This window comes from Gordonia sp. 852002-10350_SCH5691597 (assembly GCF_001665715.1).
In the GTDB taxonomy this organism is placed as follows: Bacteria; Actinomycetota; Actinomycetes; order Mycobacteriales; family Mycobacteriaceae; genus Gordonia; species Gordonia sputi.
Genome location: NZ_LZMO01000006.1, coordinates 23,906 through 38,935 on the forward strand (window position 1 = coordinate 23,906; position 15,030 = coordinate 38,935).

A 15,030-nucleotide genomic window follows, 5' to 3' on the forward strand; every position below is an offset into this window, starting at 1 on the left:
CCATTCGTCCATTGCCCTCATCGCCCCGTACCGATGGCCCCTACCCTCGGTATCTGCGAGTATTCCGACCAGCCGTATCCACCGGTGACCGGTCATGGCTGGATCAGTATTCGTCACGACTTCGTGCCACCGAGTTGATCATCGTCACAATCAGCGTGGCCTCCGCGACCGTCGCGCGCTACGGCGGCCCTGCGGCAGAATACGGCGCGCCCCGACTGCTGAATCCAGTGGGAGATATTCATCTTCCGTTCGTCATTCTTCCATTGGCTCTCATCGCGCTGTGGAGTATTGTCCTCAAGGTTTCGGGCACGTCCAGCCGACGGGTCATCGGTGCCGGACACGCGGAGTACACCCGCATTCTCAAATCGAGTGTCATCGCGTTCGGCGTCATCGCGATGCTCGACCTCGTCTTCAAGTTCGACGTGGCGCGGGGATTCATCGCCATCGCCCTACCCTTCGGCACGCTGACGTTGCTCATCGCACATTGGTTGTGGCGCAAAGCGATCGCACGTCGCTGGGAGAAGGGTGTCGACCAGCACCAGGTGTTGGTCGTCGGATCGAGCCGCTCGGCCGCGCCACTCATCGAACACCTCTCCGCTCATCCCCGGCTCGGCTACCACGTGGTCGGGCTATGTGTTCCCGAGGATTCATCGAAAGCGCACGAGTCGACACTCGACGTGGGCGAGCGCGAAATCCCGATCATCGGAACCTTCGACGACGCACGTGAGGCCGTGGCACTGAGCGGCGCTACCACGGTGGCAGTGACGTCCGCCGAGGTTCTCGGTCATTCCGCCATGCGGGAGCTGTCGTGGAGCATGGAGGGGATGAACGTCGATATCCTGGTCTCCCCCGGCGTCACCGACGTCGCCGGACCTCGGATGTCGGTCCGTCCGGTGGCAAACCTTCCGCTTCTGCACATCGAGAAGCCTCAGTATCACGGCGCCAACCGGCTGCTGAAGGCTTCAGTCGACCGTATCGGTGCCGCGCTCTTGCTCCTGGCCTTCGCTCCCGCGCTTCTCGTGGTGTCGATCGCCATCAAGATCGACTCCCGCGGGCCTGTCTTCTATCGCGCAGAACGCATAGGACTCAACAACATCCCGTTCCAGATGTGGAAGTTCCGGTCGATGGTCGTCGACGCCGACAGGCTCCGCGGCCAGCTCGCCGACCAGAACGAAGGAAACGGGGTGTTGTTCAAGATCCGAGACGATCCTCGGGTCACCCGGGTGGGGGCGTTCCTGCGGCGGTACAGCATCGACGAGATCCCGCAGCTCTTCAATGTCCTGTTCGGTTCGATGAGCCTCGTTGGTCCCCGCCCTCCCCTGCGCGAAGAGGTCGATACCTACGACGACCCGACGTCGCGCCGCATGCTCGTCCGTCCGGGGATGACCGGGCTGTGGCAGGTGTCCGGCAGATCGGATCTGTCGTGGGAGGAGTCGGTGCGCCTCGACCTCTCCTACGTCGAGAACTGGTCGATCACACACGATCTGATGATCATGTGGAGGACAGCACGCGCAGTGATCTCCAGCGACGGCGCGTACTGATAGCAGACTGTCAGCTGGGGTCGCCCGTCGACGACAGGTCGGCATACGCCGCATACATTCGCGCACCCAGTTCACGCTGACCGGCGCGGCTGTAGTGAATGAGTTCGGTCGGCGATTTGGCCATCCCGGTGGGTCCCGGCACAAATACGCAGCGATCAACTGTCCGAGGCAGGGTCCTGTGCACGTCGTCGATGCCCGCATACTCGGCTCGTCTGCTCTCGATCTCCTCGGGAACCATCTGTCCCACGATGAATGGAGCATCGCCGAAGCGAGACCGGAGCCCGGTGACAACGGATTCGAGCCGCGCTCGATAGGCATCCGGCGCCAGCAGTGGGACGTCGGACTCGCCCTGGTGCCAGAGAAATGCTGCTACGCGAGCCGATGGACCCGCCGCCGCCAACGCAGCTTCGATCTGAGTCAGCGCGAAGGAGAACAGGTTGACCCGAGCCGACCTATCTGCGGGGTCCCAGCTGTAGCCGTTCTTGGGATAGAACGACGTGTCACCACGCCCGCACGGAACGAGCAGCACCGGCCCGCCGGTTTCGGCGGCCAACCGTTCGCCGAACGACCGACCGAAGCCGACGCCGCGCGCAGGCATCTCGTGCAGGAGCGGGTCAGTGGCGAGGAGGATCTGCCCCTTGCGTCTTCCGCACCCCGGCCATTGGTGTACGGGCAGCACTCCCGGCGACAAGTCGTCCGGCTCGAGTTCGTTGTCGCCCACCGCATTCGACTGACCGAGAATCGGGACCACCAGATACGGGGCGTCTACCCTCGGCGCGGTCTCGCCGGTCGCCAGCAGTCGCAGCACCTCGTCCTTGGCTCGGCGCACAGCCTGCCTTCGTCGACTGGAATCGCCGTGGCGCGCAATCTGATCGGGTGAACCCGGCGTCAGATCGAATGCGGGTGTGTCTGTGTTCGGTTCCTGCACGGTCTCGTCCGATCAACAGTTGTTGGGCGCGGGCTTTCCGGCGAATCGGTCGAGCAGCCAAGGGATCACGGCATCGCCGTTGATGTCTCCGTGTCCCTTACCCGGCTGCCGATCGATGGTGATCGTATCTCCAAGCCCACACGCTCGCCGGATGGCGGCGTCCGTCCATGCCACATCGATGAACGTGTCGGCCGTCCCGTAGGTGATCTGCAACGGCGCGGCTGAGCGGTTCTTCGGCATCGCGTACGCAGCCAGCACGTCACGCAACTGTTGTGCTGCTGCCGGATTCTGCGGACCGATATCGTGCGGTCCGAGGTTCTTGGCGATCTCATCTCGCTGTTTGGCGAGCGACCTGTCGCACGCCGACAACGTATTCCAGCCCGCGACAGCTCCACCCTTGCGGAAGTCGTCGCGATGGAAGTTCGGGTCCGTCCGCGCCCGGGATTCGACAACCCATTGCAGAACGAGTTGTTGGTCACGGGTGAGGGTCCCGGCGAGGGCCTTGTCGACGAGCCCGGTGAGGTCTGCCGCAGGTACGAGCGCCGACGCTCCGAGCAGGTCGAGTTCCGGCGCATACGATGGCGCCGCATCTGCCGCCCCCCACACCGCACCGCCACCCTGTGATCCGCCGTATGCCGCCCACCGTTTGGACGATTCAGGGAAAACCGTGCGCAATGCACGCACCGAGTCGATCACATTGTGACCCTCGGTGACATTGTCGAGGTACGGGTGTACTCCTGGCGCGCCGAGCCCCTGGTAATCAGGCACTGCCACAGCGTATTTCGCAGATGTGAGGCCCAACGCCAGCGCCGCAGCACCGTCCATACCCGAGCTGCTCGACGGCGCGCACGGCTGATTGATTCCGCTTGTCCCGTGGCCGAACGCGATGATCGGCCAGCCCCCGGCCGGGGCGGCGCCGTCTGGTTTGAACACTGTTCCCGATACCCGCTGAATCACTCCGGAGGCATCACGTGACGCGTAGAGAACATGTACGGCATGCACTTTGGCGAGTTTCAACCTGAGCGGAATATCGAAGACCTCGCGCGCCGAGATGACCGCGCCGGGAGCGTCGACGCTCTGATGGATTCCCAGATCGTTACTCCCACGATGAAGAAGCGGTCGCGCGATCGCCACCACTATGAGCAGGCAGAACACGGCCACAAGAATGACCACCGCGATGAGAAGGTTACGCACCCATTTCCTCACGAAAACCTCACCACCGCTTTACCTCCGGGCCTGTACGCAATGGAACCGTTCTCACACTGCACGATTGTCGTGCCGTCGACGACCTGCTGTTCGGCCACCGGATACCCCACCTCGGGCGACCATGCCTTCAGCATCTCGCCCGACAGCGAGTGCACTCCGGTCGCTGGTTTGTAGAACACCCTGGTACCTCCGGGCGAATCGATGTCTTGCGTTGTCCCGGTGAACGCGCCCGATGGTGGGTAACCCAGGAGTGCGACGTAATCGACCAGGACGGCAGGCACCGCGTAGCAGCCCGCCGACCCACATATCACCCGTCCCGACGCGTACCGCTGCACCGTTTGGGCAATCCCTCTGCGCGACGTCGTCTGGTACACGGGCGTCCTCGCCTCGCCGAGCATGCGCTCGCCCTCCGCTGCAGCCGTGCGCACCCTGTCTACCGTCGGATCGCTGATCGTGTGTTGCGCGACAAGCGATTTCACCTTGGCAAAGGCAGGCTTGGGTGTGAAGTCCGAACGCACGACTCCGAACGATGTCTCAGCCGCAAACGTGGTGTAGCCGAAGTCCGTCGTCGACCCTTTGTCGACGTCCGACGCTCCACGATCCACCAGTTCGTGAATGAAGACCGGACCGCCGTAGGGCAGTTGCGCCCAGTCTGCAGCCAACTTCGTGATCAGGCCGGCCTGGCGCGACTCACTGCCGCCTGGTCCCCCCGACGGGTAGCCGACCTCGGTGGCCCACATCTTGCGACCACCGTCGCCGCGCGCGACCATCTCGGCGCGGATATCAGCGAGCATCGACACAACCGAAACCTTGTTGTCCGCGTTGGCCGTCAACCCGTTGGGGTAGCTGTAGGGATGCACCGACAACGCGTCGAAATGTCCTGCCGCGCCCGCCTGATACATGCGCTCGACGAACGTGCGCGCGTTCATGCTGATCTCGGTGTCTGGCGCCAATCCCACAGCGCCCCCGACCACCAACGCCGCCGAATCCGCCGCCTTGATGGCGGTATGGGCAGCGCGCAGCATCGAGGTGTAGAACTCCGGGTCCGGTTCTGGACGGAAGTAGGGAGTCCCGTTCGGCTCGTTCCAGATCTCGTACGCCTTGATTCGTCCCTTGTAGCGCGACGCAACGGTTCCCGCGAAATCGCCGTACTCGGCCGCGGTGGTCGGGCGATACGTCACCTGGTCGCTGTGTCCCGACGCCCACGCGGGCGTGTAGTCGATGATGCCCAGAATGCTGATACCACTCGACCTCAGTGCGTTCACCACGCGATCCAACGGAGCCCAATTGAACACCCCCTCAGCGGGTTCCAGCAGCGGCCAGGACAAATCCATGCGGAGCATGCGAACACCGGAGTCGACAACCGCCGCGACGTATCGCTGCAGTTCGTCGTCGGATGCCCACAGCAACCGTCCGCCTCCGGAGAACGCCAGTTCGGGTGTTGCGAGCGGCGTCGTCTGCGCGTGCACCTTCTGAGAAGACACACCGCTCGCCTGATGCGATGTCCCCACCGCTCCGCACGACACCGAGCTCACGACAGCGACCACTGCCGCCAGTGCGACGAGTAGGTGCTGCGGGAGCGATGCCCGGCTCACCGGATCTGGGATTTGACCGCCCAGAACGCCGGCTTCTTGGAGTTGTTGAGACGCGTGACGCCGAAGTTGTCCTCGACGTTCGACGGGTTGGCTCCCGGATCTTGAATGCAGTGCAAGAACATCGGACCGATGTAGGGCCTCGACGCGCCCTCGCGCAGCGCACTGGTCAGGATCGCGCCTTGCGCGGCGTCGCTCACTGCACCGCCACCCGACCCTGTCGGTGCGCCGAATTCGGTGATCCAGATCTTCTTTCCGCCGTCGCCGTTGGCGCGCATGATGTCGTGCATCGCGGTGGTCTGCGCCCACCGCGCGTTGGGATCTCGGTCGGCGGTGTAGGGGAATGTGTACGGGTGATCGGCAACAGCGTCCATGAAACCTCGAGCGCCGGCCTGATACATCTGCCTGAGGAACTCGACGGGCGGAGTCGTATACCCACCGAGGTTCAACGCAGTCGTACTCGCCAGTCCACCACTGAGCACAGTGGAAGAAGGATCGATCGCCTTGATCCGCGGATAGGCGGCACGCAGCATCGACGTGTAGCGCGCGGGATCGACCGGCGTGAACATGTTGACGAGGTTGGGCTCGTTCCAGATCTCGTACGCATCGACCCTGGAGCCCAGATGCCGCGCCGCAGCCGCAGCGAAGTTGCCGAAGGCTGCGGCATTGGGCGGAGTGCCGGGCAGACCGTTACCGCCGGCCCACGTCGGCGCACCGAGAAGAATGATGTCGACGCGGAATCCGTGAGCTCGGGCGCCGTTCACCAGTCGGTCGGTGTTCGACCAATCGAACTTGCCGGGCGACGGCTCGATATCGGGCCAGTACGCGACCATTCTCGACCACGTGGCTCCCAACTCGGATGCCGAGTTGTACGTCGCAGCCAACTGGGCATTCGACCTCTTCAGCGAATACCCGCCCTCACTGAAACCGAAGCTGGCTCGCGGGAATGCGTGTGCCTGGCCGGATGCGACGGTCGTGAGAGCACCGACTACCGCGATCAGGAGCGCTACCACCATCATCGGCCGTGCCCAGCGAGGAGCCACACGGGAGACACCCCCCTTCTTCGACGCTGAGGGGCCTTGGTGATCTCGTCGTTCGATCGCCTTCATTGCGATATCCAGTCCTTGTTCGTGAGTCTGAGGGGTTCGTGAGTCTGAGGGGGTTCGTGAGTCTGAGGGGTTCGTGAATGTGAGGGGTCCGTGAATGCGGTGGTTCTATGGTCTCATCTACCTGCGGGCACCGGGTTACGTGCTATCAAACCGAGCACGGACTCCTGCGGCACACCCGCTTCCCACCGCGAGGCGTTCCGTTCATAGAGTTCCGAGCCGTTCTTGGTCGAATAGTCGGTTTCGAGGAGAAACCGTCGACACTCAGCGATGAATTCGTCGTCGGAATCACGCGGGTCGAGCCCGAGCACCGGCCCGAGCGATCCGATCGCCGCCGAAGTCCCCACCACGGGCAGGCCCTTGGCTGCGGCCTCGAGGATCTTGACCCGCACACCGCCGCCGGTCGAGACCGGCGCTATCAGCGCGCGGCACGTGCCCAAGAACTCCTGCAGATCGTCGACGAAGCCAAGGTCCTGAACCCCCTGGGGATATTCCGGATCGACCGCGCCCGGCTTCTTCGCGCCGATGATGCACAGTTCGGCGTCACTGATGCCGTCGGAGATCTTCGGCCACAGCCGCAGTGCAGTGAGGAACGCTTCCTGGTTCGGGGGCCAGTCTCTCGTTCCCATGAACACCAATCGCCTCGCGGTGCTCGTCAGATCCAATCGGGGCGCGGGCGGCAATGTCAGGTCGATCCAGCGCGCCATCCGAACTCCCCGATCGCGATAGAACTCGGCCTCCTCGCGGTCGTAGGTTCCGACGGCGTCCGCAGCCCTCGCCACACGGACCTCGTCCCGCAGTATTCGTGGCGCCTCCACCCGCCCGATCCAGCCGCGGGTGGCCTTCCAGACTTCCGACTCGGTGTTCACCGTATTGACCACGAACGGAGCCGTGCCCGCGTGCCGCGAGCGGAGAAACGACTCGGCCATATAGCTGTGTTCGGCGATGAAGACATCCGATTCGCGCGAGTTCAATTCGGCGACAAGCGCTTCGACGTCGTAGCGCACATGGCAGAGGCTCTGCATACGCCGCGCGCTACGAGTCAGCAGCGAGCGAGCGCTGACGGGCGGCTTGGGCACGCGCGTCACGCTACGATCCGCAGCTGGACCCGACTCTCCGGATAGACACACCGTCTCGACGTCGTAGTGCTCGGATGCGATCTGAATCAAGATTCGCGACAGCGCGATATCGCCGCCGTGCTCGGTCGTCGGATCCTTGGAGAGCAGAAAAGTCACCCGCTCCATAGCACCCCCCTCTCGTTTTCGAGATCTTCACGACGATGTCGACCGCCGCGTACTTGCACTGGTATCTCTGCGGTATCGCTCAGCATCTCTGCGGTAGCGCCCGGCTTCTCTGCAACGTCGCCCGATTCCAGTGGGCGAGAACGAGAGGCACGGCTGAGCACCACGAGCAACAGTGCGTCGGCGACAACCGACGCAATCGCGCCCGAGACAGCACCAAGCCCTGCCATCGCCAAGACGGCGACCAGTCCGAGTTTGACCGGCGCGACAGCGCCCGCCGAGATGGTGCGCACCGCGTCGCGCCGTTGCAGATACAGCAGCGTCGTATAGACGAAGTTGAACACCCGCAAGAACACGAACGCCGACATCACAATCATCGACACGGCCAGCTCGGTCGCGACCGGAGTGAACAGGAGCACGACGCCCACGATCAGAAGCGCTAGCGACGCACCCGTCGCGACGATGAACACGTGCTTCTTCGGAGGCCCGGCGGACGCGTGACCTCCCGCTGCCCGTAGCTTCTCGTGGTAGGTCACACCAAACGATTGACCGATCTGTGCGACCGCCCACGCGAATGTGCTCGCCACCGAGTAGTAGCCGGCCACGTCACTGTTCGTGAGGAATCCCAGCAGCAGGATGTCGCCCTGGATGTAGACCGCGTTGGCAAGGTGCTCGGTGAACAGAATCGCGATGATGCGCGGTGTGCCGGGAGCCTTCGGCGCGACACCCCAGACCATCCGAACAGAGGCGCACGCGATCACCAGATACGGTGCGGCATAGAGCAAACTGGCACCGACAAGGCTTGGCTGCGGCGCCAGCATGAGGTAGCCAGTACCCAGCGCGATACTGGTCGTTTGCCTGATCGTGTCCATCCGCATGACGCGGTGTGGGTCGCCGTCGCGGAAGGCACGGCTCTTGTAGGCATTGAAGACCACCTCGCCGCCGCCGACGAGCAACGCGAACCATGCGAGGTAGTTGACTCCGATGAGCGCCACTCCGGCGACCATTGCCGTCAGACCGACCAGAACGCGACCCGATCGTTCCGAGAGAAAGCGGGACTCGCTCTCCCGAATGGCGCGAACACTGAACGGGTTGTCGACGGGAGCCGCTGCGATGGCGGCAAGGGCGAACGCCATGGCGTACTGCCCGTAGCCACCGATGCCGAGCTTGGCGATCAGGATCAGCGTCCACAGCAGCCCGATCCCACGTCCGCCATACGTCCACATGGCCGCGACGACTGCCTTCGTGATGTGCGAATGCGACTGTGCCAGATCGCGAGCCGCCGCGAACGGGCTCACCGTGACCACGTTTCTACGAGCACTTCCGCAACCTGCTTGGGTGTGCGTTCCTTACACATGCGCACGAGTTCGTCGTGGAGGGTTCCGATGCGGGCCGGATCGTCGAGCAACTGTGTCGCCTGCGCGGCCAGGAGTCCCGCGAGGTCGTCCGCTTCGCCCGGCACGACGATGGCTCCGCCCTCGGCGCCAAGCTCACCGAGCGCTCCGTGATCGGTCGCAATGTAGGGCGTTTGATGGGAAATGCTTTGCGCCGCAACCGCTGACGCCGGGTATGCGATCCCGTACGGGCTGCGTCGCCCGTACGGCATCAGCAGCGCTTGGATCGAGCCGAAGAACTCCGCGAGCTGCTCCTCGTCGAGCGTGCCGAGGACGGTGACGCCCGGCGATGACGGAATCGACTCCGTCCCGCGACCTGCGATGCGGATCTCGATGTCGTCGGGCAGCACCTCACGGATTCGGGCAATGTGCTCAAAACCCTTGCCCCGGTACACGATCCCGAAGAGTCCCACTGCACGCGGCCGCAACGAGGGCTCTGGCAGCTCGACGCTCGTGGTGGTCGGGTGGTAGGTCCGCTTCACGGTGGCCCCGGGGAATCGGCGGCGAATCGACTCGGCGCCGATCTCACTGAGCGCAAAGTACTCACGTCGGGCACCGAGGTACTTCTCGACCTGATGTGACACCGGGCGCGCACCGAAATGCAGGCCGTGGTTGAGTACCCGGCGGTCCGCCAAGAACTTGGTCCGAAATGGCCACCACACCAGATTGGGTGGGTCATGTACCACTGCCGTCGACCGAACGCCCAGACGCGCAGTCGGCCACAGAGATTCGACCGAACCGCCGGACAGTTCGCTGTGCACGATCACGTCGCGACCACCTGCACCGGCGATCGCCTCGGTGACCTGAGCACGACGCGCACGCAGTTGCGCAACAGTGTCCGATCCCGGCTTACCGTGGCGGATCTCGACGACGTCGCCGACCAGGTCACGGATTGCAGGCAGCAAGAGGTCAGCAAATGCACCGACGCCACCCGCGGCAGCCTCGGGCGCAACGTAGATCACTCGTAATCCTGCATTCACCGATCCTGCATTCACAGCAGCGGCATCCTCTCCGTGTTCCGATCGCCTCTCCGGGTTCTGATCGTCAGTACAGCAGCGGCCGATAGAACGGCCGATACTGCAACGCATCAGGGTCTCGCATGGAGCGAACCTTCGCAGGCACACCGGCAACCATCTCGAGGTCGTGCACCGGCTTCGTCACCAGTGCGCACGCACCAACCACCGCACCTCGACCGATGTCGACGTTCGCGAGCACGGTCGACCGACTTGCCAGCCACACGTAGTCACCGATCCGCACCGGATTGAGAATCGGCGCAAAGGTTGGACTGTTGGGGTCGTGGTGCCCGGCGATGATCTGTGTGTCCGATGCGATCACCACGTTGTCGCCGATCAGAATGCCCGATCGAGCGTCGAACAGGCATCGGAATCCGATGGAGCAGTAGTCGCCGATCCGCACCTGGTCGATGTCGAAGAAGAGGCAGCCACGAAGAATCGATGTGCCCTTCCCGATCTTCGCGCCAAAGGCTCGCAGAAACCCCTGCCGCACAGTGTGCGACGGGATGTGCGTGATCAACGAGTTGTACAGCAGGATGCCGATCCTGTTGCGCGCCTTGCCCAACTTACTGATGTCGTTGAAGTCGTAGCGCGGCGTGAAGTCGTCTCGCTGCGGCAGCGTGATCGTCGGCTCGCTCTGCTCAGAACCCGTTTCATCCTGCCGGGCGCTTTCCACCGTCATGCCATCTCTTTCTGCGCATAGTGATTGACCATGGACTCTGCGATCTGTTCGAACGTCCGCGTCGGTGCCCAGTTCAACTCGGTACGCAACCGCGTCGAGTCGCCGACGAGCACCGCGGCGTCGTTGGGTCGCCCGAGGTGATCTGCCACCTCGACTCGCTGCGCCCAATCCTCGATACCGACGGATGCGAACGCCGCGGCAACGAAATCGGCGACAGAGTGCAGCGTTCCGGTAGCGACGACGTAGTCCTCGCCGCGTCCGGTCAGTGCGATCCGACGCATCGCATCGACGTAGTCGGGTGCCCACCCCCAGTCACGCTGCGCGCTCAAGTTGCCCAGCGAGAGTGTCTCGGAGCTCCCTGCCGCGATCCGCGCAACTGTTTCCGCGATCCGACCGGTCACAAAGGTGTTGGGCCGCTTCGGCGATTCGTGGTTGAACAAGATCACATTCGACGCGGCGAGGCCCTTGGCCCGGTAGGCAACACACAGCGTGTGACCGAGCGCTTTGGACGCGCCATACGGAGTGATCGGTGCGATCGGTGCCGTCTCGTCGATCGGAACGCGGCCAGATCCCGCGAACACCTCTGCGCTCGACGCGTTGACGAACGTGACGGGTTTACCGGACACGCTCTGAAACCGAAGGGCCTCGGCGACCGCCACAGCTGTGCCCATGGAGTTGGTGCGAGTCGTGCCGACCGGGTCTTCCCACGACCGCGCAACCGATGACACGCCTGCGAGGTGGAAGACGTGATCGGGCCGCACAGCGTCGAACAGCATTCGCATTCTGTCGGCATCGACCACATCAGCGACGTGGATGCCCACTCTGTTCGCGATCAGTTGTTCGACGGTCTCGTCCCCGATGCTCGGCTTGCGGTGAACCGTACCGTGCACTTCGTAACCCTGGGACTTCAGCAACTGGCTCAGATACCAGCCGTCCTGGCCCTCGACACCTGTGATGAGCGCTATCGGCGCTGACGCGCTCATGCGTACTGCACCAGCTTGTCGACGTGGTGGCGCATCTGCGAACTGAACATCTCTTCACTGAACTGGGACGTGTGGTTGGCGATCACGCGTGGATCCCATTCGATCTCCTCCAACGAGGACACCGCCTGAGCAATCGAGCGCGGATCGGGATTGTCGAAGTAGACCCCAGTCACACCTTCGACGACTGTGTCCAAGAAGCCACCCCAACGCAGCACGGCGCAGGGCTTCCCGTAGATCGCGCCCTCGAGAGGAGTGAGGCCGTAGTCCTCCAGACTGGCCGCGACCACTGCACGACAGTGCCGATAGAGCCACGACATCTGCGCGTCCGAAAGATCCTGGAGGAAGGTCACATTCGGAAGGTTCTTTGCCACAAGCGCATCGCGCTCGGGTCCACGCCCGACCACGACGAGCTTGCGTCCACTGCCGGCGAAAGCGTCGAGCACCTTGTCTACGTTCTTGTAGGCCAACAATCGAGAAACGCACAGGTAGAACGAGTCCCCTTCTCGCACAAGTGGCTCGATCTCGCGGACAGTCTCCATCGCGGAATCCGGCAGTGCGGTGAGTGTGACCGGCGCCGGCAGCACGGCCGCGTCGAGGCCGTACACGTCGTTGATTCTGCCTGCGACGGCGCGTGAGATGGCGAGGTACTGATCACATTGCGCTGCTGCTCTGCGGTCCCAGCGACGTAGTGATGGCGCCATGAGTGCCAGCGTGACCCGCTTGGCCAGTCCGGCCCCGTCACCGAGATACGCATCGGTCTGGTAGAGCCATCGGGCAGGCGAGTAGCAGTAGACGATCTTGCGCCCGGTCGTCTGAAACCCGTGTGACCAGCCGCTCGAACTCGCGATCACGACATCTGCGTCGATCTTCACCGACCGTGCCGCAGGCGGTAGCGCGAGGAGCGCCGCCCGATGGTTTCGACGCAGGGGGCCCACATGGTTGAGAAAGCTGGGCCGAATGTCCATGGAGGAGAACTCGGGATACGTACCGTCCGCATCGAAGAGGGTGGTGTAGATGGGCGCGTCGGGGAACGCTTTTGCCAGTGCCAAGACGACCTTCTCGGCGCCACCCCTTTGCGTGAGGTAGTCATGAGCTATTGCGAGGCGCATGATTTCTTAGAAACCGCCATTCGTGGACGTTGACTCAAGAGGGCAATACACAGTGTTCTGCTCGGTTCATCGTTGAATCCGAAGATCATCTCCCGATACACACCGCGCAAGCGTAACCCAGTCGCGGAGAGTATTCCTTCCAGCGAGCGGCTCTGACATTAAAATCTGGCAGCCGAGATGCTTGACGCGCGCAGACGACAGAATCGGACATTGTCACCGTCTCCACGTGTCTATCACACCATTCGACCGACGAATCGCGGTCGTTACAGCCATGTGCGGACCATCACGTTTAGCGCTGACATCGACGAATGTCGACGTCACGTTGCGTTTCGCCCCAGCTAATCCCGTGTTTCCATTGAGTGAACAGAAGGGAACATCTGCAGTGCGTCACGCCTGGTTGCCTGCGGTCAGATCGACATTGGAGTGACAAGCAATTCCTATGCAGCCCTCCCGATACCGCAGGTTTCCTGTGAGATTGAGTTAAATGGGCCGCAGGCGTTGAGTTCATATCGTCGCTGATGGCGCGAATGTTTCGCATCTCCTGATACAGTTTTGTCATCGTCTGTGACTACCGCCACTACGGTTGCCGGGGTGGCAGAAATCAGTTGTAATTCAAGCGCGCACACTTTGCAGACCCTGTTGTTGCTCCTGCTTAGTCCAAACACTCAGACGCCGGATCTACACGGCTGCTGGCAAGCATTGAGGTGAACACACGTTGAAAACCGCACTGATCACGGGCGTGACCGGCCAGGACGGGCTCTATCTCTCCGAATTGCTGCATGAGAAGGGTTACGAGGTCTACGGACTGATCCGTGGGCAGAACAACCCCAAGCTGCCGGCACTGCGACGCAGTCACCCGTACGTGAAGATCCTCAGCGGCAATCTTCTCGACCTGGCGAGCCTCATCAGGGCACTGGCAAAGGCTCAGCCCGACGAGGTGTACAACCTCGGTGCGGTGTCGTTTGTCGCATACTCCTGGGACAACGCCGAATTGACAAGTGCAGTAACAGGTCTCGGCGTTCTCAATATGCTCGAGGCCGTACGCTTCTACTCCGACGACTCCGGCAAGGCTGTGCGCTTCTACCAAGCGTCGAGCTCGGAGATGTTCGGCAAGGTGCAAGACGTCCCTCAGCGTGAGTCGACGCTGCTCTGGCCGCGCTCGCCCTACGGCGTCGCCAAGGTCTACGGGCACTACATGACGATCAACTATCGCGAGTCGTACGGCATGCATGCGAGCTCGGGCATTCTGTTCAACCACGAATCCCCGCGGCGCGGGCCTGAATTCGTGACCAGAAAGGTCTCACAGGCCGTGGCACGCATCAGTCTGGGCCTCCAGGACAAGCTGGTTCTGGGCAACTTGGACGCGAAGCGCGACTGGGGCTTCGCCGGAGACTACGTCGACGCGATGTGGAGGATGCTCCAGCAGGACGAGGCCGACGACTATGTCATCTCGACCGGGGAGACGCACACGATTCGCGAGTTGCTCGACGTCGCTTTCGAGACCGTCGGAATCGATGACTGGAAGCGGTACGTCGAGACCGACCCTGCGTTCTTCCGCCCCGCAGAGGTCGACCTCCTCATCGGTGACTCCACCAAGGCGCACGAGAAGCTTGGCTGGAAACCTCGCGTCGACTTCAAGTCGCTGGTCCGGATGATGGTGGAGTCAGACGTCTCCATCGAGTCGCCCAGCCAAGCCGTCGCCATCTGACAGCACGCCGCCCGACACGTCGGTCGCCACTCGGCTCCACCTGCTGCACCACCTCAGATGCCCCCGCCTTCACCGGCGGGGGCATCTTTGCGTTGTGGCGCGACTCCCCACCTGAAACCGGGACAACCTGAAACCCTTCTGTGAACCCGCAACATGAAACCCATCCACAAATCCGCAGTCGAATCCGCTCCGAACCGTTCAGTAACCCCCAATTAACTCACCCGAATCGATTTTTGTATCTACTCTGTAGTCAAGGGGGGCAACTGACAGGAATCTGCCCGATGCCCGCATCACGTCTTCGTACCAGGTCTTTAACGCTCTGCGCTGCAGCACTTCTCGGCACCGGTCTGGTTGCCATCGACTTCCCTGCCGTCTCTCCGGCGGGCAAGTCTTCGGTTTCTCAGATCCGCACCGTAACCCTGCCCTACACCATGGCGGCGGTTATCGATGGGGGCTGGTGCACGAGTAGGTGACATCTGATCTGGCTTGCCCTGCCGGGCGGCCTGGAAGGATGCCAGCTGTGCCCA

12 protein-coding genes are annotated in these 15,030 nt (G+C 62.8%); 2 read left to right on the forward strand and 10 right to left on the reverse strand.

Annotation, left to right across the window (positions count from 1 at the left end):
• The first annotated feature begins 155 nt into the window (after nucleotides 1-155).
• The gene (locus A5777_RS00395; protein WP_231894890.1) at nucleotides 156-1,541 is read left to right on the forward strand and encodes a sugar transferase; all 1,386 of its coding nucleotides are present in this window, start codon (nucleotides 156-158) and stop codon (nucleotides 1,539-1,541) included.
• Between the two features lie 10 nt (nucleotides 1,542-1,551).
• On the opposite strand, the gene A5777_RS00400 is transcribed toward A5777_RS00395, so the two are convergent.
• From A5777_RS00400 to A5777_RS00445, 10 genes are all read right to left on the reverse strand, one after another.
• Nucleotides 1,552-2,469, reverse strand: coding sequence for a sialate O-acetylesterase (locus tag A5777_RS00400; protein ID WP_005208617.1), 918 nt, complete (start codon nucleotides 2,467-2,469; stop codon nucleotides 1,552-1,554).
• Between the two features lie 12 nt (nucleotides 2,470-2,481).
• Nucleotides 2,482-3,663 carry a lipase family protein gene (locus A5777_RS00405; RefSeq protein WP_231894891.1) on the reverse strand — a complete coding sequence of 394 codons (1,182 nt, stop codon included), beginning with the start codon at nucleotides 3,661-3,663 and terminating at the stop codon, nucleotides 2,482-2,484.
• An 8-nt stretch (nucleotides 3,664-3,671) separates the two neighbouring features.
• Nucleotides 3,672-5,270 (reverse strand): cellulase family glycosylhydrolase, encoded by a 1,599-nt coding sequence (locus A5777_RS00410; RefSeq protein WP_064861252.1) that lies wholly within the window; start codon nucleotides 5,268-5,270, stop codon nucleotides 3,672-3,674.
• Entirely contained in the window at nucleotides 5,267-6,310 is a 1,044-nt protein-coding gene (locus A5777_RS00415) for a cellulase family glycosylhydrolase (RefSeq protein ID WP_231894892.1), read from the reverse strand. The genes A5777_RS00410 and A5777_RS00415 overlap by 4 nt, the downstream gene beginning before the upstream one ends.
• A 179-nt stretch (nucleotides 6,311-6,489) precedes the next feature.
• On the reverse strand, nucleotides 6,490-7,617 hold the full coding sequence (locus tag A5777_RS00420; protein ID WP_005208609.1) for a glycosyltransferase: 1,128 nt from the start codon (nucleotides 7,615-7,617) through the stop codon (nucleotides 6,490-6,492).
• A complete protein-coding gene (locus tag A5777_RS00425) occupies nucleotides 7,605-8,912 on the reverse strand; it encodes a lipopolysaccharide biosynthesis protein (protein ID WP_231894893.1) in 1,308 nt (435 codons plus the stop codon). The genes A5777_RS00420 and A5777_RS00425 overlap by 13 nt, the downstream gene beginning before the upstream one ends.
• A complete protein-coding gene (locus A5777_RS00430) occupies nucleotides 8,909-9,988 on the reverse strand; it encodes a glycosyltransferase (RefSeq protein WP_039856888.1) in 1,080 nt (359 codons plus the stop codon). Before A5777_RS00430 ends, A5777_RS00425 begins: the two co-directional genes overlap by 4 nt.
• Nucleotides 9,989-10,052: 64 nt before the next feature.
• The gene (locus A5777_RS00435) at nucleotides 10,053-10,703 is read right to left on the reverse strand and encodes an acyltransferase (protein ID WP_005208603.1); all 651 of its coding nucleotides are present in this window, start codon (nucleotides 10,701-10,703) and stop codon (nucleotides 10,053-10,055) included.
• Nucleotides 10,700-11,686 (reverse strand): GDP-mannose 4,6-dehydratase, encoded by a 987-nt coding sequence (locus A5777_RS00440; protein ID WP_005208601.1) that lies wholly within the window; start codon nucleotides 11,684-11,686, stop codon nucleotides 10,700-10,702. Before A5777_RS00440 ends, A5777_RS00435 begins: the two co-directional genes overlap by 4 nt.
• Nucleotides 11,683-12,795, reverse strand: coding sequence for a glycosyltransferase (locus tag A5777_RS00445; RefSeq protein ID WP_005208599.1), 1,113 nt, complete (start codon nucleotides 12,793-12,795; stop codon nucleotides 11,683-11,685). The genes A5777_RS00440 and A5777_RS00445 overlap by 4 nt, the downstream gene beginning before the upstream one ends.
• A 715-nt stretch (nucleotides 12,796-13,510) precedes the next feature.
• Between A5777_RS00445 and A5777_RS00450 the strand changes: the two genes are divergently transcribed.
• Nucleotides 13,511-14,503 carry a GDP-mannose 4,6-dehydratase gene (locus A5777_RS00450; protein ID WP_064861253.1) on the forward strand — a complete coding sequence of 331 codons (993 nt, stop codon included), beginning with the start codon at nucleotides 13,511-13,513 and terminating at the stop codon, nucleotides 14,501-14,503.
• Nucleotides 14,504-15,030 lie beyond the last annotated feature (527 nt).